This is a genomic window from Roseburia sp. AF42-8 (assembly GCF_003435965.1).
Classification (GTDB): domain Bacteria; phylum Bacillota; class Clostridia; order Lachnospirales; family Lachnospiraceae; genus Roseburia_C; species Roseburia_C amylophila.
On sequence record NZ_QTVB01000020.1, the window covers coordinates 22,845 to 45,546 of the forward strand.

General features: G+C 40.2%; 28 protein-coding genes and 5 pseudogenes. 5 read left to right on the top strand and 28 right to left on the bottom strand.

Features of this window, described 5'->3' with window-relative positions; all coding sequences use genetic code 11:
- Nucleotides 1-46 precede the first annotated feature (46 nt).
- Nucleotides 47-802, top strand: coding sequence for a hypothetical protein (locus DW059_RS09600; RefSeq protein ID WP_330408373.1), 756 nt, complete (start codon nt 47-49; stop codon nt 800-802).
- A 7-nt stretch (nt 803-809) separates the two neighbouring features.
- Here the strand turns inward: DW059_RS09600 and DW059_RS09605 are convergent, their stop codons facing one another.
- From DW059_RS09605 to DW059_RS09650, 10 genes and pseudogenes are all read right to left on the bottom strand, one after another.
- Nucleotides 810-1,439: an ATPase gene (locus DW059_RS09605; protein WP_117698635.1), complete on the bottom strand. Its 630-nt coding sequence runs from the start codon at nt 1,437-1,439 to the stop codon at nt 810-812.
- Nucleotides 1,440-1,451: 12 nt separating this feature from the next.
- Complete coding sequence (coaD, locus tag DW059_RS09610; protein ID WP_022243856.1) at nt 1,452-1,937, bottom strand: pantetheine-phosphate adenylyltransferase; 486 nt, start codon at nt 1,935-1,937, stop codon at nt 1,452-1,454.
- 6 nt (nt 1,938-1,943) lie between these two features.
- Nucleotides 1,944-2,498: a 16S rRNA (guanine(966)-N(2))-methyltransferase RsmD gene (gene rsmD / locus DW059_RS09615; protein WP_117698636.1), complete on the bottom strand. Its 555-nt coding sequence runs from the start codon at nt 2,496-2,498 to the stop codon at nt 1,944-1,946.
- Nucleotides 2,498-2,992, bottom strand: a complete 495-nt coding sequence (locus DW059_RS09620) for a CinA family protein (RefSeq protein WP_117698637.1) — start codon at nt 2,990-2,992, stop codon at nt 2,498-2,500. Before DW059_RS09620 ends, rsmD begins: the two co-directional genes overlap by 1 nt.
- An 11-nt stretch (nt 2,993-3,003) precedes the next feature.
- On the bottom strand, nt 3,004-3,546 hold the full coding sequence (pgsA, locus tag DW059_RS09625; RefSeq protein WP_022243859.1) for a CDP-diacylglycerol--glycerol-3-phosphate 3-phosphatidyltransferase: 543 nt from the start codon (nt 3,544-3,546) through the stop codon (nt 3,004-3,006).
- Nucleotides 3,543-4,864, bottom strand: a pseudogene (gene rimO, locus DW059_RS09630) (30S ribosomal protein S12 methylthiotransferase RimO). The gene pgsA and the pseudogene rimO overlap by 4 nt, the downstream one beginning before the upstream one ends.
- Nucleotides 4,865-4,953: 89 nt before the next feature.
- Complete coding sequence (rpoZ, locus tag DW059_RS09635) at nt 4,954-5,208, bottom strand: DNA-directed RNA polymerase subunit omega (RefSeq protein WP_022243861.1); 255 nt, start codon at nt 5,206-5,208, stop codon at nt 4,954-4,956.
- A 3-nt stretch (nt 5,209-5,211) separates the two neighbouring features.
- Entirely contained in the window at nt 5,212-5,847 is a 636-nt protein-coding gene (gmk, locus tag DW059_RS09640; protein ID WP_117698638.1) for a guanylate kinase, read from the bottom strand.
- 3 nt (nt 5,848-5,850) lie between these two features.
- Entirely contained in the window at nt 5,851-6,114 is a 264-nt protein-coding gene (locus tag DW059_RS09645; RefSeq protein WP_117698639.1) for a DUF370 domain-containing protein, read from the bottom strand.
- A 42-nt stretch (nt 6,115-6,156) separates the two neighbouring features.
- Nucleotides 6,157-7,035, bottom strand: coding sequence for a YicC/YloC family endoribonuclease (locus DW059_RS09650; protein WP_117698640.1), 879 nt, complete (start codon nt 7,033-7,035; stop codon nt 6,157-6,159).
- Between the two features lie 151 nt (nt 7,036-7,186).
- On the opposite strand from DW059_RS09650, the gene DW059_RS09655 reads away from it, so the two are divergent.
- On the top strand, nt 7,187-8,938 hold the full coding sequence (locus DW059_RS09655; protein WP_117698641.1) for an Rqc2 family fibronectin-binding protein: 1,752 nt from the start codon (nt 7,187-7,189) through the stop codon (nt 8,936-8,938).
- Nucleotides 8,939-9,003: 65 nt separating this feature from the next.
- Nucleotides 9,004-9,231: a hypothetical protein gene (locus DW059_RS09660; protein ID WP_022243866.1), complete on the top strand. Its 228-nt coding sequence runs from the start codon at nt 9,004-9,006 to the stop codon at nt 9,229-9,231.
- A 151-nt stretch (nt 9,232-9,382) separates the two neighbouring features.
- Here the strand turns inward: DW059_RS09660 and DW059_RS16125 are convergent, their stop codons facing one another.
- Nucleotides 9,383-9,523 carry a hypothetical protein gene (locus DW059_RS16125; protein ID WP_197420807.1) on the bottom strand — a complete coding sequence of 47 codons (141 nt, stop codon included), beginning with the start codon at nt 9,521-9,523 and terminating at the stop codon, nt 9,383-9,385.
- 505 nt (nt 9,524-10,028) lie between these two features.
- Between DW059_RS16125 and DW059_RS09665 the strand changes: the two genes are divergently transcribed.
- Nucleotides 10,029-10,319 carry a hypothetical protein gene (locus DW059_RS09665; protein WP_117698642.1) on the top strand — a complete coding sequence of 97 codons (291 nt, stop codon included), beginning with the start codon at nt 10,029-10,031 and terminating at the stop codon, nt 10,317-10,319.
- Nucleotides 10,320-10,470: 151 nt separating this feature from the next.
- On the opposite strand, the pseudogene DW059_RS17630 reads toward DW059_RS09665, so the two are convergent.
- From DW059_RS17630 to DW059_RS09745, 17 genes and pseudogenes are all read right to left on the bottom strand, one after another.
- Nucleotides 10,471-10,614 (bottom strand): annotated as a pseudogene (locus DW059_RS17630) (tyrosine-type recombinase/integrase); the annotation flags it as partial.
- Nucleotides 10,615-10,746: 132 nt separating this feature from the next.
- Nucleotides 10,747-11,204 (bottom strand): annotated as a pseudogene (locus DW059_RS09675) (YaiI/YqxD family protein).
- A 23-nt stretch (nt 11,205-11,227) separates the two neighbouring features.
- Nucleotides 11,228-11,812 carry an SOS response-associated peptidase gene (locus tag DW059_RS09680; RefSeq protein ID WP_012744277.1) on the bottom strand — a complete coding sequence of 195 codons (585 nt, stop codon included), beginning with the start codon at nt 11,810-11,812 and terminating at the stop codon, nt 11,228-11,230.
- A 42-nt stretch (nt 11,813-11,854) separates the two neighbouring features.
- Complete coding sequence (locus DW059_RS09685; RefSeq protein ID WP_015514507.1) at nt 11,855-12,457, bottom strand: hypothetical protein; 603 nt, start codon at nt 12,455-12,457, stop codon at nt 11,855-11,857.
- A gap of 441 nt (nt 12,458-12,898) precedes the next feature.
- On the bottom strand, nt 12,899-13,357 hold the full coding sequence (locus DW059_RS09690) for a winged helix-turn-helix domain-containing protein (RefSeq protein WP_012744279.1): 459 nt from the start codon (nt 13,355-13,357) through the stop codon (nt 12,899-12,901).
- Between the two features lie 5 nt (nt 13,358-13,362).
- Nucleotides 13,363-14,319 carry a D-alanyl-D-alanine carboxypeptidase family protein gene (locus tag DW059_RS09695; protein ID WP_012744280.1) on the bottom strand — a complete coding sequence of 319 codons (957 nt, stop codon included), beginning with the start codon at nt 14,317-14,319 and terminating at the stop codon, nt 13,363-13,365.
- A 43-nt stretch (nt 14,320-14,362) separates the two neighbouring features.
- Nucleotides 14,363-14,689 (bottom strand): hypothetical protein, encoded by a 327-nt coding sequence (locus DW059_RS09700; protein ID WP_242986190.1) that lies wholly within the window; start codon nt 14,687-14,689, stop codon nt 14,363-14,365.
- Nucleotides 14,686-14,865 carry a hypothetical protein gene (locus DW059_RS16485; RefSeq protein WP_242986192.1) on the bottom strand — a complete coding sequence of 60 codons (180 nt, stop codon included), beginning with the start codon at nt 14,863-14,865 and terminating at the stop codon, nt 14,686-14,688. The genes DW059_RS09700 and DW059_RS16485 overlap by 4 nt, the downstream gene beginning before the upstream one ends.
- 27 nt (nt 14,866-14,892) lie before the next feature.
- A complete protein-coding gene (locus tag DW059_RS09705; protein WP_117456454.1) occupies nt 14,893-16,077 on the bottom strand; it encodes an ABC transporter permease in 1,185 nt (394 codons plus the stop codon).
- On the bottom strand, nt 16,067-16,780 hold the full coding sequence (locus DW059_RS09710; protein WP_004853372.1) for an ABC transporter ATP-binding protein: 714 nt from the start codon (nt 16,778-16,780) through the stop codon (nt 16,067-16,069). Before DW059_RS09710 ends, DW059_RS09705 begins: the two co-directional genes overlap by 11 nt.
- 4 nt (nt 16,781-16,784) lie before the next feature.
- Nucleotides 16,785-17,642, bottom strand: coding sequence for a hypothetical protein (locus DW059_RS09715; protein ID WP_117449615.1), 858 nt, complete (start codon nt 17,640-17,642; stop codon nt 16,785-16,787).
- A gap of 134 nt (nt 17,643-17,776) precedes the next feature.
- Nucleotides 17,777-18,862 (bottom strand): sensor histidine kinase, encoded by a 1,086-nt coding sequence (locus DW059_RS09720; RefSeq protein ID WP_117698643.1) that lies wholly within the window; start codon nt 18,860-18,862, stop codon nt 17,777-17,779.
- Entirely contained in the window at nt 18,849-19,550 is a 702-nt protein-coding gene (gene vanR / locus DW059_RS09725) for a VanR-ABDEGLN family response regulator transcription factor (protein WP_004853366.1), read from the bottom strand. The genes DW059_RS09720 and vanR overlap by 14 nt, the downstream gene beginning before the upstream one ends.
- A 5-nt stretch (nt 19,551-19,555) precedes the next feature.
- Nucleotides 19,556-19,768, bottom strand: coding sequence for a helix-turn-helix domain-containing protein (locus DW059_RS09730; RefSeq protein WP_008703822.1), 213 nt, complete (start codon nt 19,766-19,768; stop codon nt 19,556-19,558).
- Between the two features lie 158 nt (nt 19,769-19,926).
- Nucleotides 19,927-20,363, bottom strand: a pseudogene (locus DW059_RS17815) (CHAP domain-containing protein); the annotation flags it as partial.
- Between the two features lie 730 nt (nt 20,364-21,093).
- Nucleotides 21,094-21,300, bottom strand: a complete 207-nt coding sequence (locus DW059_RS09740) for a hypothetical protein (RefSeq protein ID WP_012744284.1) — start codon at nt 21,298-21,300, stop codon at nt 21,094-21,096.
- A gap of 299 nt (nt 21,301-21,599) precedes the next feature.
- Nucleotides 21,600-21,992 (bottom strand): annotated as a pseudogene (locus DW059_RS09745) (YodL domain-containing protein); the annotation flags it as partial.
- Between the two features lie 67 nt (nt 21,993-22,059).
- Between DW059_RS09745 and DW059_RS09750 the strand changes: the two are divergent.
- Nucleotides 22,060-22,254, top strand: coding sequence for a hypothetical protein (locus tag DW059_RS09750; RefSeq protein WP_242986196.1), 195 nt, complete (start codon nt 22,060-22,062; stop codon nt 22,252-22,254).
- The last annotated feature ends 448 nt before the right edge of the window (nt 22,255-22,702 follow it).

Here is a 22,702-nt window from a genome sequence, read left to right on the forward strand (position 1 = left end):
TATTCTGCCTGCATTGCTTCCTTTTGCCATTCTATCCAATATTCTGATTTCATCCGGAGTTTTTTATCATATTTCAGGAATCCTCTATCCATTCATCCATCTCCTGATTCCCTGCAGCAGAAATGCCTGTTTTCCACTTCTGTCAGGATTTCTATTTGGTTTTCCTATGGGAAGCCGTATCTGTGCCCAAATGTTAGAGGAAAATCAATTATCAAAGGAAGAAGCAACCATTCTCTTTGCAATCTGTAACAATATCAGTCCTATGTTTATTGCAAGCTACATTGTTCATGACACGCTTCGGCAGGACAGTCTTTTATTGCCAACATTTGGGATTCTCTATCTGCCGCCACTGATTCTCTGCCGCATTCTTTATGCCCTTCAACGAAAAAGTCTAACGCAAAAAGAAACGGCACCACGATTAAAATTAAACTTTTCAATCATAGATGCCGGTATCATGAACGGTTTTGAAATTCTTTGTAAACTCGGTGGATATATCATGCTCTTTTCTATTCTGTTAGAACAGATTACCTTTTATGTGCCACAAAAGCTCTTACAATTACCACTTTGTATTCCATTGGAAGTTACTAATGGAATCCGGCAGATTTCTGAAGAAGCTCTCTCTCCACAACTTGCTTATGCCTTAATTTTAAGTCTTACCTCTTTTGGCGGATTATGTGGCTTCGCCCAGACCTATTCCATGGTTGCATGCCAGAAGCTCTCCATGAAATATTATCTGCTGGTCCGAATCAGTCTTGCATTCTGTGCTTTCCTTCTGGGGTACATGATATATCCGGCAGGATAAATATATATTACTCTTCCGGAGTCTCATTTGCCGGAGCTTCCTGTGTGGCAGGCTCTGCTGTTGTTTCCTGTTTTGCCTGTCCGGAAGAAGCCTCTTCTTCCTCTGGAAGCAGTTCATTCCGGTTTGCCGTTACAACATCCAGACAACCCTGAAGGGTATGAATCAGATTATCATATCTTGCCTGTGAACCTTCAATGGCATGACTTAAAATTTCTTCAATATTCTTAAGACTGCTGTCCGTATACTGAATTGCACCCATACGGATATTATTGGCATCATTGGTTGCTTTATCAAGAATCTCCTGTGCCTGCTTGGTAGCAATCATAACAACCTCATTTGCCTGGGCATAAGCCTGTTGCATAATCTGGTGTTCACTGACAAGCTCGCTGGTCTGTACCTGTGCCTGAGCAATGATGGCATCTGCTTTTGCCTGGGCATCTGCCAGAATAGCTTCTTTGTTGCTGATAATCTTCTGATAACGCTTGATTTCTTCTGGCGTTTTCATTTTTAATTCCGTCAGGAGTTCTTCTAACTCATCCTTATTAACAACAATTTTTGTACTGGATAATGGCTGATATTTGCAATTATCAATATATTCTTCGATTTCTTCTATGATTTGTTCCATTCTGCTACTCATCGTCCACACTCCTTATTTTTTGATATTATATTTATCATAAATCCGCTCTATAAACTGTGGTGGGACAAAATGAGAAATATCGCCACCATAAGAAGCATATTCCTTTACAATTGTAGAGCTGAGATAGGAATATTTTACATTCGTTGTAAGAAATACCGTATCTATCTTTGGATTTACACGATGGTTCGACTGTGCAATCTGAAGTTCATATTCAAAGTCCGTTACCGCACGCAATCCTCTGACGATAATGGTTGCATCAATTTTTTCCATAAAGTCAACTAAAAGACCATCAAAAGAAGCAACTGTTACATTCGGCATATCTTTTGTTATCTCTTTTAACATACTAACACGTTCATCTAAAGAAAACAACGAGTTTTTTGCACTGTTATTTAAAACTCCCACAACCAGCTCGTCCACTATTTTCGAAGCACGTTCAATCATGTCAACATGACCATTTGTGACCGGGTCAAAGCTGCCCGGATAGATTGCTTTTTTCATCATAGGTTATTCCTTTCTGGATATAAAGGCATGTAAATTTGTCTTATATTTTTTGCATTTATCAAGTGTAAAACCAAGCTCCTCAAGATACTCAAAACCCGTCTTTAGGGACGCTTCTACAATAATTACCGTATCTTCATCTACCAGGGTCGATTTCGAAAGTAGCATCAGCACATCCTTTTCCAGCTCCTGATTGTAAGGCGGATCCATGAAAATAATCTGGAATGCCCCTTTCCCTTCCAGACTCCGGATAGCTGCCATGACGTCCATCTGCAGTAAACGGCACTGGTCATTAAATTTGGTAAAGTTAATATTATCCTGTATACATGCTGCTGCTTTTTTCCCACTTTCCACAAAAACAGCTTCTTTCGCTCCACGACTGACAGCTTCCAATCCAATCTGTCCGCTTCCTGCAAACAAATCTAAGAACCGGCAGTCCGCAATCTCGTATTGCAGCATATTAAAAAGCGTTTCCTTAATACGGTCTGTTGTCGGTCTTGTGTCTATCCCTTCAATTGTTTTCAATGGAAGGCTTCTTCCTTTTCCGGCTATTATTCTCATCAAAATCCCTCTTTTATCAGTAAATCATTCAGTTCCTGCAATGCCGTCTCCACCGCATGCATACGCACTTCACTACGGTCTCCGGAAAATACATAACGTATAACTTTCACAAAATCATTAATTTTATAACCAATGTATACCAGTCCTACCGGGAACTTTTCACTTCCACCGCCTGGACCTGCAATACCGGTTACTGAGATTCCGACATTCGTACCGGCAACTTTTGTTACGCCACGAACCATTTCTTCTGCTACTTCTTTACTTACTGCAGTGTGTTTCTGTAAGGTTTCTTCCGATACACCTAGTACTTTATGCTTTACCGCATCCGAGTATGTGATATAAGATTCTTCCAGCACATCCGAAGCACCCGGCACATTAATCAAAGTTGCGGCTACAAGTCCTCCGGTACAGGATTCTGCGGCAGCAATGGATAAATGATTCTCCGTCAGCCTTTTTACAATTTTATCTTCCAGATTTTCCTGTCTTTTTTCCATGGGAATCCTCTTTATTTCTGTTCTTTTAAAACAGCTCTGTTTTTCCAGAGATAATCAATTAGAGATACAACCGTTAATACCAGTGCAATATAAGTAAGTACGGTTCCTAATAACTGGAAGTAACAGTTATCAAAATTAAGAATCAATACAATGACCATAAGCATCTGGAATGTGGTCTTAAATTTGCCCCAGTAGCTGGCTGCAATTACAACGCCGTTATCAGCTGCTACCAGACGGAAACCACTGATGATAAACTCACGGCTGATAATTACGATTACAATCCAGGCTGCAAGCTGTCCGGTTTCAATCAGGCAGATCATTGCGGCACATACCAGCAGTTTATCCGCAAGCGGGTCCATAAATTTGCCGAAATCTGTCACAAGATTATACTTTCTTGCAATCTTCCCATCCAAAAGGTCTGTAAGACTTGCTACAATAAAGATTGCTACAGCAATATAATTTGCATAACCCGGACAAATCGGTGCCAACATAAACACTACAAAAAACGGAATCAAAATTACTCTGAAAATTGTTAATTTGTTTGGTAAATTCATGCTAATTCTCCTATCAAATCATATTCATAAGCTCCGGTTACTTTTACTTTGGCAAAGTCTCCGGTCATTAAGTTTTCCTCTGTATTTACAAAAATATATCCGTCAATAGATGGCGCATCACGGTAGGTTCTTCCTACATAAGCATTCTCATCTGCAACTTTTCCTTCGATAAAAGCATAAAGTTCACGGTCAACCATATCTTCATTTTTCTCAAAAATAATTTCTTCCTGAAGCTCCATGACTTCCTGTTGCCACAGTTTTTTCGTCTCTTCCGGAATCTGATTTTCCATCTCAGCTGCTTTCGTTCCTTCTTCCGGAGATAGGTAAATGCGCCCAGACGGTCAAATTTCATTTCCTGTACGAATTCCAACAGCTCTTTATGCTGCTCTTCTGTCTCTCCCGGGAAGCCACAAATTAAAGTGGTCCGGAGCGTAATATCCGGAATTTCTTCCCGCAGATGATGAATAATACGAACAAGGTCATCCTTATTGGTCTTTCTTCCCATTCTCTTTAATACATCTGAATTTGCATGCTGAATCGGAATATCCAGATAATGGCAGACTTTATCATTTCGTTTGATTGCTTCAATCAGTTCATCATCAATTTCTTCCGGATAACAGTAAAGAATACGAATCCAGTACAATCCCGGAATCTTGTTTAATTCATCCAAAAGCCGGTGCAGGGATTTTTTTCCATAGAGATCAATTCCGTAAAGGGTGGTCTCCTGGGCTACCAGAATCAGCTCCTTTACACCGCCCTCTACCAGTTCTCTGGCTGTTGCTACCAGTTCTTCGATCGGAATACTGCGGTAGTTACCTCTGATATATGGAATGATGCAGTAAGTACAGCGTTTGTTACAGCCTTCTGCAATTTTTAAATGGGCATAATGTCCACCGGTGGTAACACATCGTTTGGTATGCAAGGTCGGAAGTCCTTCCAGTGAATTTAAATTGGTATAATGTTTTCCTGCCATAACTTCTTTCACAGCAGAAACAATATTATCATAGGAATTAGTTCCAAGAATTGCATCTACTTCCGGTATTTCTTCCTCAATCTCACTCCGGTAACGCTGGGCAAGGCACCCGGTTACAATCAATGCCTTTGCATGTCCGGTTTTCTTATATTCTGCCATTTCAAGTATTGTGTTAATACTCTCTTCTTTGGCATCATTGATAAAACAACAGGTATTAATTACTATCACATCTGCCTGCGTTTCATCATCAATAATGGTATATCCGGCATCACGGATCATACCAAGCATATATTCTGAATCTACCAGATTCTTATCACAACCCAGTGATACAAAGAAAATATTCATTCATTCCTCCGTAACAGGAAAAAGTCCTGTATATATTTTTCTCTTACATGATGAAAGGGTTACCAAACCATGTTGGCAACCCCGCTATGCTACTCGTTATCTTCTGAAACAGCATCTTCTCCCATGATTTTTACCTTTCCGGTATAAAGCTCTTCTACTGCGATAGAAAGTGGTTTCTTTCCTTTGGCATTTTCAACCAATGGTTCATCTCCACCGATAATCTGTCTTGCTCTCTTTGCAGTAGCAATTACAATAGAATATCTGCTGTTTACGACCGGTTCTTCTCCGATTTCAACGTCGTTATTTACGACCTTCATTAACTCAACATAAGATGGATGTATCATAATTTATTCTCCTTTCGAAAAGCACTTCAGCTCTTCTCTGATTTTATTGATGAAATTTATATTACGTGATGCACAATCATGCTCGTTCTCAATGATGCTGTGGATATTCTCCACACATGCAGGGACGGTATCGTTCACCACAATGTAATCATACTGATTCATAAACTCTGCTTCCTGGGATGCTCTGCTTAATCTTGCATTGATGGTTGCCATATCTTCAGTTCCACGATTCACCAGGCGGTTCTTTAATTCATCCGCATCCGGTGGTGTTACAAAGATTAAGATGGTGTCCGGGAAACGTTTCTTTACGTCAAGTGCTCCCTGAATCTCTATCTCAAGAATTACATCTTTTCCAGCCTCTAACTGTTCATCTACATAGGCTTTTGGTGTACCATAATAATTTCCTACATAACAGGCATGCTCAATTAACGCATTGTCTGCTATCATCTGTTCAAATTCTTCTTTGGTACGAAAGAAATAATCAACACCATCCACTTCTCCTGGTCTCGGATTTCTCGTGGTAGCTGAAACAGATAATGCATACGTATCCTTATACTCTGCCATCAGAGCTTTCATCACAGTGCCTTTGCCGGCACCGGAGAAACCGGATACTACGGTTAATATACCTTTTCTTTTCATTTACTATTCCTCACTCAGTTTATTTCCACTAATCTCGTTAAATCTGCCAGTCAGTGTATCCGGCTGTAACGCAGAAAGAACGATATATCCGGCGTTGGTAATAATCACCGCACGGGTACGTCTTCCCTGGGTTGCATCCACCACGCACTCTTCTTCTTTGGCTTTCTGAATCATGCGCTTGGCAGGTGCAGAATCCGGCTGAATCACAGCAACAATCTTATCTGTATTTACTACATTTCCAAATCCAATATTCATAAGTGCTGCCATTTTTCACCATTCCATTCTTACTACAGGGTTTACGGAAATCATTTATTCAATATTCTGAATCTGTTCGCGGACTTTTTCAATATCCGTTTTCAGATTAATACCGGTATCTGAAATTGCAAGATCACTTGCCTTGGAAAGAATCGTATTTGCTTCCCGGTTCATCTCCTGAGCAATGAAGTCAAGCTTCCTTCCAACGGTTCCACCGCCTGTTAAAGCAGCTTTCATCGCTTCAATATGGCTCTTTAAGCGGACAGTTTCTTCATCCACACATATTTTATCAGCAAATATTGTAACCTCCGTTGCAATTCTTGCATCATCCATCTGCTTATCTTCTAAAATTTCTTTTACCTTGGTTTCTAATCGCTCACGGTATTCTTTCATAACGATTGGAGAACGTTCTTCGATAAAGTCCACATAGCCAATCATTTCATCTAATTTATTCAGAAGGTCAGTTTTTAAATTCTCGCCTTCTTTTTCTCTGGTTTCAACAAATGCCTCACATGCATTACGCAATGTCTTCTCAAGAAGTGCCCAAAGTTCTTCTTCGTCATTATCCTGTTCTTCCATTATAAAAACATCCGGATAACGTGACAATGTGCTGACACGGATATCATTTTCCAGCTGGAAATGCTCTGCCATCTGCTGTAAATATTTTAAATATTCGCCAGCAAGTTCTTCGTTGTATTTCAGTGAGAAGTTGGCTTCGTTGAAATCTTCACAGGTAATGAAGATATCTACTTTTCCACGCTGTATGTATTCTTTGATTAAGTTACGCACGGCACTTTCAAAGAAACTTAATTTTTTAGGAAGCTTAACATTTACATCCAGATAGCGGTGATTTACTGATTTAATCTCTACCGTTATCTTACGGTTGTCTTCCTCTATCTCACACCTGCCGAAGCCGGTCATACTTTTAATCATAGCTGCCTCCTAATGCATAGATATATGTATTATAGTAGAATTTTCTTTATTAGTCAAATTCAAAATGCCGTATTTATTGAAATTTTAGAAAGATTTCTTTATAATAAAATCCTGTAAAAGAATCTATTCTTTCCAAAGGAGGTCATATTATATGGCGCTAGACGGAATTACCGTAGCTGCACTTACTGCAGAATTAAATCAGACAATCTTAAATGGACGAATCAGCAAAATAGCCCAGCCTGAGGCAGACGAGCTGCTGCTTACCATAAAGGCACCATCCGGCCAGTACCGGCTTTCTTTAAGCGCCAGTGCTTCCCTGCCTTATATCTATCTTACAGCTCAGAATAAAGTCAGTCCCATGACTGCACCGAATTTCTGCATGGTATTACGAAAACATATTGCCAACGGCCGGATTATTGCCATCAGTCAGCCCGGATTAGAACGAATCATCCGGATTACGGTCGAGCATTTGGATGAAATGGGTGACCTGAAAAAGAAAAACCTGATTATAGAATTAATGGGGAAATACAGCAATATTATTTTCTGTGATGAAAACGAACGCATTATTGACAGCATCAAACGGGTTCCATCCCAGATGAGTTCCGTCCGTGAAGTTCTGCCGGGAAGAGAATATTTTATCCCGGAGACCCAGAACAAGCGGAATCCCCTTGACTGTTCCTATGAACAGTTCTGTGAAAAGGCGTCTTCTCTTCCACTGCCACTTGCCAAAGCACTTACTTCTGCTTTTACCGGAATCAGTGGACAGGTTGCAGCAGAAATCTGTTACCGTGCTTCTTTAGATGCAGATACACCGATTAATACCTTAGAAGAAGACGCACTGCTGCACCTTTATCATAATTTCAGCTGGCTGATGGAGGATGTCGGAAACGCCAACTTCAAGCCATGTATTCTTTATAAAGGAGAAGAACCGGCAGAATATGCTGCCATCTTACCAACCCGCTATGAACATACGGAAGGCTATCACATTGAACCGGCAGATTCTATTTCCGCCGTATTAGAACAATTTTATGCCAGCCGCAGCCTCTACACCCGTATGCGTCAAAAATCTGTGGATTTGCGTAAAATTGTATCCACTCACTTAGAGCGAAGCAGCAAAAAACTGGATTTACAGTTAAAACAGTTAAAAGATACGGAAAAACGTGATAAATTTAAAGTATACGGCGAATTATTAAATACCTACGGCTATCAGGTTACCGAAGGAGCCAAATCAGTAGAGGTGCCAAATTACTATACCGGTGAAATGCTTACCATTCCTCTGGATGAAACACTTTCTCCACTGGACAATGCAAAAAAATATTTTGCCCGGTACAATAAATTAAAGCGTACCTTTGAAGCATTAAATACCCAGACCGAAGAAACCAAGGCAGAAATAGCACACTTACAGACCATTCAGGCTGCGCTTGCCATTGCAGAATCCGAAGACGACCTTGCCCAGATCCGGGACGAGCTGGAAACCTATGGCTATATCCGCAGGAAAATGAGCGGTAAGAAAAAACAAAAATCCAAAAGTAAACCATTCCATTATCGTTCCAGTGATGGCTTTGATATTTATGTTGGAAAAAATAATTTCCAGAATGACGAACTTACTTTCAAGGTTGCCAACGGAAATGACTGGTGGTTCCACGCCAAAGGAATGCCCGGCTCCCATGTTATTGTAAAAACCGAAGGCAGGGAGCTGCCGGATCGGACTTTTGAAGAGGCCGGCAGACTGGCAGGCTACTATTCTTCCGGCCGTGATAACGAAAAAATTGAAATCGATTATTTACAGCGTAAAAATGTAAAGAAACCAAACGGTGCTGTTGCCGGTTATGTCATTTACTATACGAATTATTCCCTGACAATTCACCCGGACATTTCCGGCATCGAAAAAATTTCAGAATAATTTAGTCACACATTTTTACTTCTTCCATATTATGAAGTGTAAGATAAATTTTGGAGGATTTGAAAATGAGTGATTTAGCTGCTACTGGCTGCGGATGTGGATGTAACGAAGGAAATAACTGCTGTTCTTTAATCTGGATTATCCTGTTACTCTCCTGCTGCGGCAACAATGGATTTGGAGGATGTGGCAATGGATGCGGCAACGACAGCTGTATCTGGATTATTTTACTGTTGCTCTTCTGTGGTGGCTGTGGTGACAGCTTCGGATTTAACAACAACGGTTGTGGATGCTAATTCGTCTGCAAAGCGGGGGCCTCTCAACGAGGTCCCTTTTTCACTTTACAGGAAATTGCTTTCCTGTAAAGCAAAAAAATGCTCCGCGAGGATGCGCACTGCGGCGTATAAGGTAGATGTCGCAAGCGACCGCCGCAGGCACAAGAATGTGTCAAGACACATTCTTTGTTCTGTCATATCTTTGACCGCCTTTTTCCGGTGCGGTCAGTTTCTTCTTTTCCGTTTCTTTTTTCTTCATACATTCTTCATCTATTTCATATACTTCATTTCCGTCAATGATTAATTTTCCCATGCTGGCATCAAATCCTTTCCTGTTTCTATAAAAAGGTTCTACATTTTATTATATGCGTCAAAGTTATATTTTCCGCTGTTCCATCATAATTTAAAAGAAAAAGGATTATTTTATGGATTCTGAGTATAAACCAACCTTCTTTGACTCGCAGTTACAAAACCACCAGTTACAGATTATGAAAACCATGATTCCATATCTTTCCGCCGGTCAGCAGCGTCCCTTTGCGCTTCTCATCAAATATATGGAACTACAAAAAACAGCCCAGCTTTTTCCAATGACACGCTTACGATTCAGGAAGTCAGCAGCCATTCTCCCCAGGAGCGGATGTTTCAGATGCTTACCGATATCAGCGAACAGTGTACACCCGGCGAGAAAGAAAATATTGAAAACTTTTTAAATATGTATCAGATGCTGTCTGCTTATGATACCCTGTTTTCCTGATTTCATCACTTTATCATTTGTTATTTTATGGTTCCCTGTCAACTTGTTAAGAACGGAGGATTTTATGAATTTAGACTTTTTGAAAGGCAATCCTGCCTTAAATGATATTTCACCGGAAAAGCTGCAGTTTCTTATGGATTTTGCTTCTAATAATACTGATACAAAGGATGCCAAATCCATGGCTTCCACGGTCATGAACGCCGCCAATAATGCCAAACAAAACGGTATGACATTTTCGAATACTGAAACAACTTTATTAATTGAATTATTAAAGCAGAATATGTCCGAAGCAGAACGTGTAAAAGCAGATAAAATGCTGCAGATGATGCAGATGTTACAGAAAAAGAAAAAATAGTCTCTTATAACGCAAGCGAGGATATGCAAAATGCACATCCTCGTTTTTTGAAATATTTATTTCTGAACAATATTTATATCTACTTGAGAATGTTGGTTTTACGCTGTTTTTCGCTATTTATCTTCTGATTTACTCTATTTTTACTCCAAATTTAAGCCAATATTTTCAGTTCAGCTACTTCTTCTTTTTTCTTCTCTTCTGAAACGTGAGTGTATAAATCGGTTGTCATTGCCAATATTGAGTGACCTAAGAGTTTCTGCACTACCTGTTGGTCTACTCCATTTTCATAACACCTTGTAGCGTATGTATTCGCTGATTCTCAAGATAAAACTTCAAGTGCATTTTGTATGTTTTATCTGCTATTGCACTCTTCTGTTTTTGTTTTAAGTCTTTATAGCTTCTGTCGTTCCTCTGCATCTACAATTCCTCATCTGCCTTCTTTCTCCCGTGCCATCAAAAGCATTTTTTCAAAAGACTGAGCGAATCTTTCATCATCTTCCTCCGTCCGCTTCTTCGGTCCCTTGACATGACATTTACGGGAACTTCTTCTGGCTTTTTTACCCAGGTGACGTTCCATTAGCATCTGATCAATATTATCATCCGTGTACCATTTACCTGATTGATGAATAGCATAAGCACCTTTTCCCAATGCCATTGCAGCCACACCATAGTCCTGTGATACGACAATATCTCCTTTATGCAGATACTAATCAGTTTATAATCTACTGCATCTGCTCCTGCACCGACAACAACAACTTTACTATAAGTCGATGACAGAACATGGTTTGTATCACACAACAACATTACCGGAACACTATTATCTTTTGCAATCTTTTCAATGATCGCAACCACTGGGCAGGCATCTGCATCAACAAATATTTGCATCTTTCTATTTCTCCTCTGAACCATTATAAGAATAAGCTCTGCTGTTCGTATTCTGCCTCTCGTTTTAGCTGAACCGGTACCTGATGCAGAATTTGCTCCATTTTCCTGTCATCGAACCAATCTTTCAGCTGTCCTTTTTCCAATATCAGCGGCATACGATCATGTACTTTTATCATAGATTCATTGGCTGCTGTAGTCATAATCACAAATCGTCGTTCATTCTCAAACCAATCACAGAAGCCAGCCATATACAATACTGGTGCATCATATCTGGAAAATGTATTTTTCTCTTTTAACCGATTCCATTCATAGAACCCACTTGCCGGTATCAAAATGCGGTGATAGAGGATTCCATTTCGAAAAGAAGGTTTGTCCATAACAGATTCTGCTCTTGCATTTATAACCAGATTCTTTCCTTGTGACAATGGATATCCCCACTTGCAAACATCCAGTTTCAATCCATGTTCTGATTTTTCAATGATCGGTGCTACATTGGTTGGAAAGATATCTCCTGCAAAATGTTCCTGCCGGATCCGTTGGTCTATATCATGCACTACTTTTTCGATTTCATCTGCCATATCAGAATCAATATAATATCTACCACACATAATACTTCCTTCACTTATAGATTCTATTTCATCAAATATACATCATTTATTTCTAGGCACTTTAAACTCAGTTAATCTATAATTTTGAATCCACCCCATACATTCTTCACCATCTTCATTCTCCCAAATTATCTGTCGCCACTTTTTATATTTATCTATAATTCTAACAACTTTCCCTTCCTCAAGCTTTTCAATTACAATCGAATGGCAGTCATGCTTCAGTCGTACAATAGATTCTCTATTAACGATTCTATATTTAGTCGTATTTAGCTCCTTCGCATCATATCCCATTCCAACGATGTAATAATTATTGACTTGTTGTGTATAATTGTAATTATTTATCGTTGTTGCTGAAGAATTCGTAACTCCCAAAACAACTGATATAATCGTAATAATAAAGTTCAGCCATTCTCGTATTTCTTTAACATCTATCGTTCGTTTTTCTTCTATTGGCAAATTCTGCTTCTCTTTATTTATCGAAAGATTCGTTGCTCTTTCATATTCCGATGCAATAGTTTCTGACACCGTATCAATATCCCATTCTTCGGATTCTGAGAAAACTTGATCGGTAACTCTTCCCAATAAATTTATATGAGGCTTCTGGCATAATGGTGGAAGCCTAACACCATAAATTAACAACACCATATTGAAAAAACACTTGTGTCCTTTAATGTATTAACTGCGAAGAAAAACACAAAAGGAGTATTCACAAGTGGCTTCAGTTAATACATTATGCAAAAGTGTCCTTAATGTCAAGAACACAGTTATAAAAAATTGTAATCTTTACTCTGATAAGAATGGAGTTAAACATATTCGTATCCAAGCAAGACCTAATAAATGGCACGAGAACGACTGCCCATTCTGCCATAAATCATGCCCTGTTTATGATAAACATTCCAGTAGTATAATGCCGAGATATTACGAAGATAACTCGTAGAAAATGCAAAGTCCAGTCGCAAGTTTAGACACGATATTGCTCTTAACAGTCGTATAAAATCAACATTTGCAGGGATTTATCAAATTCCGACATACCGTCTTAGAAAATGAATAATCCCTCGCAATTCATTATGAACTACGAGGGACTGCTTACTGACTGTTAAAGCGGTAGCCGATCTCACGAACACTATCTATGGAAAAGTGAGAGTTTGTATCACAAAGTTTTTTACGAAGATTCCGAATGTGAAAGCCTACGGTATCCTTTTCATTGCCTGCTGATATTTCGCCCCACACCTTATCATAAATCTGCTCGTATGTAAGAACACGACCTTTATTGGCTGCGAGCAAGCAGAGTATATCGTACTCTTTGACGGTCAGTTCAATTTCCTGACCGTTATTGATAACTCTGCGCCGGCTCAAATTGATTTCTAAGCCGGAAAGGGATAATGTCGGCTCATATGAAATCTCTAATTTTTCAAAATCAGGGTGCTGTTTTACAAAAGCCAGCATATCGTCAAAGGCTGTTGAGTCTTGTGCTTTGAACTCCATTATTACGATTCGTCCGATATTATCACCCCCCTTGGTTAGTTTTTTTGTCTTGGACAACATAAGATTTATTGCGTGAGATAATACGATTCATCAATCGTTTTCAGAATAAAATTCACATCGTCATAACGAGAGGAATCGGACTGAGAGCCTAAACTGCATATCAAAAACTCTTTTCCGTGCTGCTGATAAAGCACAATCAAGTTATAGTCGTCAGACAGAGAGCCAGTCTTAATTCCGCATACATTTTCGTTGTAATATTCGGATGTCGGATCAAGGAAGGCGTTTGTATTCTGCCATATTTGTGTACTGCCATCAGGCAGTGTTGCCGTATAAGTGTTTTGAGATACAATTTCTCTAAACCACGAGTATTCCAACAACCGATATACTACTTCTTTCAAATCTAAAGTGGTGGTAAGTGCCTCCATATCAAAACCACTCGGATCATATAAAACTGTGTCTAAGTACCCCTGCTGTTGCAAATGCAGGTTTAAGTTCTCCATGAAAATCCTCACACGCTCTTGACAGCTTTCTGCTTGCGGCGAAAGTAATCCTCCACAATAATCAGCAACCACATAAGCTGCGTCATTCCCTGACGGTACTAACATTGCCGCAAATAGATTGTGTAAAAAGTATTCTTTTTCCTTGATTTGAGCAACAGACGAGCCAGGTTTCGTGAGTGAAATAGCACCATAGTCTGCAACAACGATACTATCAAGGTCTGCTAAAGTTGACGCATACTCAATAACAAACAGCTTGGCTAAACTTGCAGGAATTTGTGGCTCGTTCTCGTTTTTTGAAACAAATATTTCATCATCAGAACAATCCACCAAAATCAGCGATTTTGCATTATAAGAGTCAGGAAAATCTTCTTTGTAGAGAAAACCATTTATTTTATTCTTTACCTCTCTGAAATTTTCCGGCTGCATTGCCCACGGCACAAACATTATACCTATGCCGATACAAACTACAAGCAAAAACAAAAATACTCCAAATCGTTTTTTCTTACGGCGTTTTCTCTGCATATATGTGCTCACCTCCCAACACCAAAACTCCTATGTGCCATTTTTAATCGGCATAATTTGCCTGAATACACTCTGTAAATCCAGACGGATCTCCCAACTTAGCTTTATCAATATTATCACGAAGATATTTGCGTGTGGCGTCATCACAGCGATCTGTTCCCATATAAGGCATATCAAAGGCTTTTTCGAGTTCAGCTAAGGCTTTTGCCGCCCTTTCCGAATCCGTATTGTAAGTATCAAGCCATTCCTGCATCCAAGAATATTCCCAAAGGTTAGATGCTCTTGTATCGCCATATCCTATCTGAAAAGACGCTCCCGTATCTTCGCCTTCCAAAGCATCAGGCGGCGTAAAGCCCTCCGGCCAATTCAACTCTCAATGGTCGTTAGGTATTCTTCTTCAATGGTAGCAAAGTCCGTGAAACCTCTTGTGTTTGTGTCGGAGTCCGAAGAAGTGGAGCAGCCTGCCAGCATAATCACCAGCAAAGAAATCATAACACACAATAACAGTCTGTACGGTCTTTCGGATTTTGAGATTGTTCGTTTCATTTTGTTTCCTCCTTGAATTGAGTTTTATTATCTAAGAGCCAATGCAGGCTCTAATTTTGCTGCTTTCAATGCTGGTAATAATCCGCCCAATAATGCTGTAAGCACAGACACAGCAACTGCAACAACAGCAACGCTGATTGGATAACTCGGTGTTCCCACCGGGGAATCCACAGGGAGCAACGCTCCAATACAATGCACCAAAATCAGCGAAATCAAAATAGCTGCAAAGCAAACGAATATTGATAAAATCAACTGTGAGCCTAAAACCAATGCCACAATATTTGTTCGTGAAGCACCTATCGCTCTGCGGATCAGCAACTCATGTGTGCGCTGTTCCAATGAAGATAGTCCGATATTGATCTGCCCTAATACGGAAACAAACAGCAACAAAAGCGAAGTAACCAAAAGCCCTAATTGCAGTATGGACAATACCGAATCATAGGTATCTCCAATATCACTCCGCCCAGCACTTTCCCAGTAACCGCCAATGGTATCAGTCAAAATGTCGCCAAGGGCAGAATGTATCTGTTCGATTGTCAGTCCTGTTGTGGGATGCCAATACACATTTGCATTTTGTACTTGCCACATTGCTGGTGCGAAATTGAGGATCGCCGCAGAATCCGCATAGATAGTCGGAAAATCCCTGCCATCGTTTACTACTCCGACAATATTGAATGGGGTTAACGAAAGTGTGCTTTTTACATTTCCTGCAGCATAGGGCGAATCATTAAAATAGTTTTTAGCTTCTTTGTTTATGACCACTTCAAGCGATCCGCCCTCACTCGAAGGCTCTAACCATCTACCGGATGTCATTGGAAGATTATAGACTTGACTATATGCCTCCGTGGTGCAAACTAAATCAAAAGCCATCAGGTTTTGGTAAACATCATTCGGCGGTATTGGCGTTAAATCTTTCATTGGTGCAAATCGAATATCTTCTCCCATAGAAAAAGTAACAGCGGCTACATCATCAATGGCTTCAAATCTCTGGAATAATTGTTCCATTTTATTTCTATCGTGAAAATCGGATTCCGTTATCACGAATGAGTAAGTAGGTGACCAGCCATATACCTGTGCGTTTACGGAAATCAAATACTCCCGTCCAAGCGTACCAACTAATACCGATCCAAGCATTGCGATAATGCCTACAAGCATTGAAACACTTGTCAGAATACTTCTAAGTGGAGACAGACGAAGGTCTTTAAGTATCATTTTTAGCACAAGTTATCCTCCCTCCATCCATTTCAAAAATCGTATCACAGGTATCTGCAATATCAGGATCGTGCGTAACCAACAGCAGCATAATTCCATTTTCTTTTACGACGCTGTGCAACAGTTCCATAATCTGCGTTCCCGTCTTTTTATCCAACGCTCCCGTAGGCTCATCACATAAAATGGCTTCCGGAGATACTGCAAGCGCCCTTGCGATTGCAACTCTTTGTTGTTCACCGCCGGACAAATTGATTGGGTAATCATTTTCCTTGCTTTCTAAGCCGACACTTTTTAGCAAGCCTGTAATTATCTCGTGACGCTGTTTGGCGGTAAACGACTTTTTGGCATAGAGTAGGGGTAATTCGATATTTTCCCATACCCGCAAGTGCTTAATCAGAGAGTAGTTCTGAAATACAAATCCGATATTATTGGCTCGCAGTATAGACAGATCACGGTCTTTCAAAGCAGAAATAGATATACCATCATAAAGGTACTCGCCCTCATATTCCCGATTTAACAAGCCAATAATGGATATAAGGCTTGTTTTGCCTGAGCCGGACTTTCCGACAATGGCATAACTGCGCCCTCGTTGCAATTCCATATTAGCGTTGGTTACTGTTGTCAGCATATCGCCATTATTCAATTTGACGCTTGCTTTCAAATCCTTTATTTTGATTAAAGTCTTTTCGGAAATTCCTTTCATTTTATCAAATCCCCCTCGGATCAAGGTTTGGCGGAGTAGCAGAAACTACATCGCCCTCCTCTAAGCCGGACAGTATTTCTATATTGGCTCCGTCTGTCACACCCAATGTCACTTTTGTTTCCACTCTTTCTCCATTCGGAGTAATTACAGTAACCAATCCCGTCCCTTGTCTACCCGCTATTACCGACAGCGGCAATATAAGGACATCATTTCTCGTTGTCGCCGTTATGACTACCGTTGCACTTTGCCCCGATTTCACATCGACTGTTTGACTGATCAAGCATTGCAGAATGCCCTCTTGCGGCACGATTCCCGTAAACGCATTTTCATCTGCGGCAGGCGACACCACGGCAATCATATCGGTTGGTCCTACACCATCATATACTTGAAATTTTGCTTTCAACTCTGCATACTCCGGTAAGGTACTCAAAAAATTATCTGCCTCTACATTGAGGGCAAATCCTGTATAATGCACTATCGCTACGGGATAATTACTCGGTACGCTTTCATTGGATGGGGCAATAGAGGTAATTGTACCATCCACCGGAGATTTCAATTCTTTGCCGTTCACAGTTCCAATAATTTGCCCGGCAGTGATTTTTTCTTCTAATTCTACCGCTGTATTAAATATGCCATTTTCGGGTGAGAAAATAATAAACGGTACTGCCGGAACAATAGTCGTTTGCGTTGAAACGGTTGGAGTAATTGTCCCTCGTACAACTGATACCGTTTTTTCTGCGGATGTTGCGCTATCTGTAAGATTGTTTTCGTCTGTCTGCCCAATTGCAGAGCAGGCAGATAGCGTAAATACAAGAAACAAAATAGAACATAGCAGCATTTGTTTTCTTAGCAACTTCATCATTCCTCCTTATGCTGTATCACAAAAAATACGAGCCTCTATCTTGATACTTTTATTGTACCAAAACAGAAGCCCGTATTTTCTTGATTGCTCGTAAGATATTCCTCTTTTTTTCTATGCAAATTCTTACAATTTTCCTACGCCAACGGCAAAGTAATTGAAAACTTGTTTTGATCCTCTTGGCTCTCTGCAACGATTGTACCATTGTGTAGTTCAACAATCTGCTTTGCAATCGCCAAACCTAATCCAGCTCCTCCACTGCTTGTACTTCTCGCTGCGTCAAGCCGATAAAACTGCTCGAAAATCCTGTTTAACTTTTCTTCCGGCAGAGTATCGCCGTGGTTACAAAAAATAATGCTGACCGTATCTTCCTGACATTGTGCGCTGATCGTGATATCCGTATTTTCAAAACTGTAGATAACCGCATTTCTCAAAAGGTTATCAAAAACACGCTGAATTTTGTCTGCGTCACATCGAAGCATTATATCATCATCAACACAAAGATTACATTGCAAATTCTTTGATTTGAGCGTAGGCTTAAATTCATATACAAGTTGCTCCAGCAGGCGAGTTAAATTGATTTTCGTGTATTGTAATGTAATATCGTATATATTGAATCGTGTTATCTCGAAAAACTCGTTAATCAGATCCTCTAACCGTTCTGCCTTACCAAGAGTGATTGAAAGGTACTTTTCTCGAAGTTCCTTTGAGATTTGCGACTCATCACGCAGTAAAGTAAGATACCCGATTACAGAAGAAAGCGGTGTTTTCAAATCGTGTGCAAGATACATAATCAGGTCATTTTTTCGCTGCTCATTTTCTTTTGCAAGCCTTGCATTACTTTCAGCCTCTTGTTTTAACTGATTGATGTTAGCGGCGATTTCACTCAACTCCGGGGACATTTCAATGTAACTGACATTCTGATCGAACATTTTTCCTGTCGCAGCCTGTACCTCGTACACATAGGCGACTACTTTTTTCAAAAGTAGGTATGTCATGTATATAATACAGCCACCCCACACGATTACAGCCACTATATAAAGATATACTGTTCTGTAATACAAGTAATAATACAAAACATACTTGCGGAGAATTTCCTCTGCCATAATTCCTAAAAGAAAAGTACCGCCAAAAATAAGCACAGAGCAAATCGCACATTGAATTACATACCCTTTGAACAAGGTAGAGAGCAGATAGTTTTTTTCTTTTTTATTCAATTTCATACCCTACCCCCCAAACAGTTTTAATGAACTTCGGATTTTTTGAAGGTTCATTCAATTTTTCCCGAAGCCGCCCAATGTGCGCCATTACCGTATTGTTACTGTTGCGAAGATACTTTTCTTTCCACACGGCTTCAAATAATTCCTCCGAGGCGACAACTTTACCCTGATGTTCGCACAGATACCACAGAATAGAAAACTCCAACGGAGTCAAGGCTATTTCTTTGCCATACAAGTAGCACTTGTGGCTGACTCTGTTTATCAGTAGACCTCTGATGTCATACTCGTCTTTTTCTTCGGATTGGCTCAAATTAGGACTGTTATAGCTCTGATAACGCCTTAATTGCGTCTTTACTCTTGCCACAACCTCTAAAGGATTAAACGGTTTCGTTATATAATCATCCGCACCAATCGTAAGCCCCATAATCTTGTCGCTATCCTCAATTTTGGCGGTAAGCATAATAATAGGGAAGTAAAACTTTTCCCGAATTTTTTGGCAAAGTCGAAAACCATCAATATCCGGCAGCATAATATCAAGTATCGCTAAATCAATCTGCGACTGTTTGATACATTTCATCGCCTCTAACCCATTATAACATTTATATACTGAATAACCATCGTTACTCAAATACACTTCAAGCAGATCAACGATTTCTTTTTCGTCATCCACAATTAAAATCTTCTTGTTCATTGATCCTACACCTCATTTTCGGGTACGGCTTCCATTATGTCGCCAAAATCACACTCTAAGTATTCGCATATATTCAACAGCACGGGAAGGGTAACATTTTCATTTTTTCCGAGTTTCGCAAATGTACTTTTGCTTGCCCCGACCGCTTCTCGTAATTGACTCTTTTTCATTCCCTTGTCAATCAGAAGTTTCCAAAGTTTGTTGTACCGTACTTTCATTTCCGCACCTCCACCCAAATATAGTTTGTATTATAGCACTTTGAGAGTGAAATCGCAATTATTAAGTCTGTATTTTGAGACTTTTAGTTTTCAAACCGGCACAATATCTTTCTGATATGTAATCCAACCGCCTGCAAAATGCAGGCGGCTTGTGTATTTTAATAGGCAGGTGCGCCGTAGCAAGAATCTCGTAATAACCGATAGAATACTCATTGACTCGGCAACTGTCGCCGGAGTTGCCCTCGACCGTATAAACCTTGCCGTTTTCGACCTTTTGAACAATACCCGTATGGTCGGATAATCCATCCTGACCACTTTCGTCTGCCCAATCGAAGAAAATAATCATTCCGGGGGCAGGCTCGGCGCTGCCATCCAGCCATTGTCCACGATCCTTAAACCATTGTACTCCGTTGACACAGCCTGCATATTTTGGGATAACTCCAGCGTCGATATAGCCGCACTCGTTGGCACACCAAGATACAAAGCAAGCACACCATTCTACACGGGAGTTAAAACCGTACCACGACCAATACGGCTGACCGCCCACATTGCCAACCAGAGAGAGTGCAACGGTCACGATCTGTCCGTCGCCGCCTGTAATGCCGTAAAGCACCTGTGACCAAAGGTAATTGTTTTCATCTGCAAGCAGTTCAGCGAGGTAGCCTTTCTGTTCTTCGTTAAAACCATATTGCGCCGCCATTTCCTCGGCAGTCTTGTGGCTGACGGTAATATACAGATAGGTTTGTGTGACCGTGCTTTCAGTTTCCACGATATTACCGTGTCCGTCATCGGTTTCGGTAATAACTGTTTCGGTCTTGCTCTCTGTTCGGGAAGATATTTGATTCATCTCCCAAAAGATGTCTTTTAAGAGTTGCTTTTTGCCATCGTCCATTGTGGCAACCTCTTGGGGGTTATCTTGATCCGTATTCGTTTTTACAGAGTAAACGGCAAGCACCTCTTTCCAAACGGCTCTGCTGCCACTCATTTCAAGAACATCATAGGATACCGAGTTCTTTTCCTCTTGCAGCTTGGTATCGTATTCGGTATTGATTTCCTGCACAACGGTCTGCATACTCATTCCAGTGCCGGAATCTTCGTCTGAGAAGAAAATGCCAAATACTGAGCCGAGGATCATACCAATCAGGCAAATCACGATAATAACCAAAACCGCCACCCAGCCGCCTGCGGCGATAGCGGCAATCAAGGCTTTCGTTCCGGCAATAATCGCTTTAATGGCAAGTGCGGTCGCTTTGGCAATCGCCTTTACCGTAACCACGGCGGCTTTTGCCGCAGCCCTTGCCGCTTGTGCTGCTCTCTGTGCAGTTTTAACCGTAATGATTGAATCCACCTAAAAATCCTGGATTGCTATGCCCCCGCTTATGCCCCTTGTCATCATAATGGTTTAAACCGCCAAAGAATCCTGGTCGACTCTCACCTACTTTATGCCCGTTATTGTCATAATGATTCATACCACCAAAAAAGGAAGGCGAACTATGTCCGATTTTCTTTCCATTTGCATCATAGTCGTTCATACCACCAAAGAATCCTGGTCTGCTCTCGCCTACTTTTTTCCGTTTGCATCATAATGGTTTATGGATTCAAAGAATCCTGGTCTGCTATATCCTTTTTTACTCATAATGTCATCCTCCTGACTCTATTAGCCTCTTGTTTGATCTCAGAATAACACACTTTTCTCATTTGGAAGTCGCATAACAGGCGACATTCTTTTATCGCATTTACATTCATTATACCATTTATAATTCTTCCGACAATACGCAATAAAGCCGGAAGCCACGTTATCATCCATGACCTCCGACTCGTTCTGCTTATTCTACACTGTCCTTACACCCAAATCAACTCCTCTCTCCGTTTTATCTTTTCCCTGCTTTTCTTGAATAATCCTCTTATTGATCTCAAGCCGTTCATGAATGGATAATTTCTTATCTTTTCCATCTACCGCCTGCTTCTGCTGTGCCGGTTTTCTATCTGTTTTTCCTACATCCTTAACAACTTCATTCGCTTCGGTACTTGTTACCCTCTCATCTGCTCTTCCTTCATATCTTTCTGCTATCTGCTGTTCTCGTCTCTCCTTCACACCTTTTTCCTCCAGATTGCAAAAACTCTGCAGATACGGAAGCACATGATTCTGCATGTCTGTCAGATCTTCCATATACTTTTGGAACTCTTCACTTCCTTTGCCTTTCTGGTAATTGATCCAATACTCATGTCCGTCTGATTTCTTCTATTCCGACAGGCATACTATTTTTACAAGAGATTTTGAAAGTATTAACATGGTATTAACAACCGCCACAATTTACTATTATGGAATTGATACAAAAACCTATGAACCGAAAGTTACCAAACTTGCCTACTCAAAAACTGACGATTGCTTTTATATCGACAACGGAATACAAGACGCTCACATAAAAGCATTTGAAAAAGAGCAAATAAAAGAATCACTTTACTTAAAATATAACGCCCAATAACAAACAAGAGGACTTGCAAGGTTTCTAACCTTTCAAGTCCTCTGCTATATCATGGTACTGTTAGCCATGTCCGTTCCGTCAAGGACTGCCCTACGGCGTATCGGCTACGCCTTGTTCCTTGACCTCACTACATTTGCACAATCCGTTCTTCTGTCATTCCATACTATTCATCACTTTTTAAATGTTTGTTTGTAATAATTGGAATAACTTCTTCTGAATCATTTACAAACGCTAAAACTTCATTTACTATCTTAATCTTCCGATAACCACCTTTATGATAATGCAACATCTTATGATGATTTGAACAAACAACTATGAGATTATTAAGCTATCCAAAGTTCCTTCTTCATCATATTCTTCAGACAGATTTTTTATATGATGTACTTCTACGTATTTTGTTCCATCTTGTTTTCTATTGGCATTCTTTGCTCATTTGAACATAATTGGC

Coding starts and splice junctions, on each gene's coding strand:
- DW059_RS09730 (WP_008703822.1), bottom strand. CDS start 19,768: ATGAAAGTACGGTACAACAAACTTTGGAAACTTCTGATTGACAAGGGA.
- DW059_RS09740 (WP_012744284.1), bottom strand. CDS start 21,300: ATGAACGACTATGATGCAAATGGAAAGAAAATCGGACATAGTTCGCCT.
- DW059_RS09685 (WP_015514507.1), bottom strand. CDS start 12,457: ATGGTGTTGTTAATTTATGGTGTTAGGCTTCCACCATTATGCCAGAAG.
- DW059_RS09680 (WP_012744277.1), bottom strand. CDS start 11,812: ATGTGTGGTAGATATTATATTGATTCTGATATGGCAGATGAAATCGAA.
- DW059_RS09715 (WP_117449615.1), bottom strand. CDS start 17,642: ATGATGAAGTTGCTAAGAAAACAAATGCTGCTATGTTCTATTTTGTTT.
- DW059_RS09665 (WP_117698642.1), top strand. CDS start 10,029: ATGAATTTAGACTTTTTGAAAGGCAATCCTGCCTTAAATGATATTTCA.
- DW059_RS09605 (WP_117698635.1), bottom strand. CDS start 1,439: ATGAGTAGCAGAATGGAACAAATCATAGAAGAAATCGAAGAATATATT.
- rsmD (WP_117698636.1), bottom strand. CDS start 2,498: ATGAGAATAATAGCCGGAAAAGGAAGAAGCCTTCCATTGAAAACAATT.
- DW059_RS09705 (WP_117456454.1), bottom strand. CDS start 16,077: ATGATACTTAAAGACCTTCGTCTGTCTCCACTTAGAAGTATTCTGACA.
- DW059_RS09620 (WP_117698637.1), bottom strand. CDS start 2,992: ATGGAAAAAAGACAGGAAAATCTGGAAGATAAAATTGTAAAAAGGCTG.
- DW059_RS09720 (WP_117698643.1), bottom strand. CDS start 18,862: ATGAAATTGAATAAAAAAGAAAAAAACTATCTGCTCTCTACCTTGTTC.
- DW059_RS09690 (WP_012744279.1), bottom strand. CDS start 13,357: ATGTTGTCCAAGACAAAAAAACTAACCAAGGGGGGTGATAATATCGGA.
- DW059_RS09655 (WP_117698641.1), top strand. CDS start 7,187: ATGGCGCTAGACGGAATTACCGTAGCTGCACTTACTGCAGAATTAAAT.
- DW059_RS09695 (WP_012744280.1), bottom strand. CDS start 14,319: ATGCAGAGAAAACGCCGTAAGAAAAAACGATTTGGAGTATTTTTGTTT.
- DW059_RS09650 (WP_117698640.1), bottom strand. CDS start 7,035: ATGATTAAAAGTATGACCGGCTTCGGCAGGTGTGAGATAGAGGAAGAC.
- DW059_RS09750 (WP_242986196.1), top strand. CDS start 22,060: ATGGTATTAACAACCGCCACAATTTACTATTATGGAATTGATACAAAA.
- coaD (WP_022243856.1), bottom strand. CDS start 1,937: ATGAAAAAAGCAATCTATCCGGGCAGCTTTGACCCGGTCACAAATGGT.
- DW059_RS16485 (WP_242986192.1), bottom strand. CDS start 14,865: ATGAAACGAACAATCTCAAAATCCGAAAGACCGTACAGACTGTTATTG.
- DW059_RS16125 (WP_197420807.1), bottom strand. CDS start 9,523: ATGGGAAAATTAATCATTGACGGAAATGAAGTATATGAAATAGATGAA.
- DW059_RS09710 (WP_004853372.1), bottom strand. CDS start 16,780: ATGAAAGGAATTTCCGAAAAGACTTTAATCAAAATAAAGGATTTGAAA.
- DW059_RS09660 (WP_022243866.1), top strand. CDS start 9,004: ATGAGTGATTTAGCTGCTACTGGCTGCGGATGTGGATGTAACGAAGGA.
- vanR (WP_004853366.1), bottom strand. CDS start 19,550: ATGAACAAGAAGATTTTAATTGTGGATGACGAAAAAGAAATCGTTGAT.
- gmk (WP_117698638.1), bottom strand. CDS start 5,847: ATGAAAAGAAAAGGTATATTAACCGTAGTATCCGGTTTCTCCGGTGCC.
- rpoZ (WP_022243861.1), bottom strand. CDS start 5,208: ATGATACATCCATCTTATGTTGAGTTAATGAAGGTCGTAAATAACGAC.
- pgsA (WP_022243859.1), bottom strand. CDS start 3,546: ATGAATTTACCAAACAAATTAACAATTTTCAGAGTAATTTTGATTCCG.
- DW059_RS09645 (WP_117698639.1), bottom strand. CDS start 6,114: ATGGCAGCACTTATGAATATTGGATTTGGAAATGTAGTAAATACAGAT.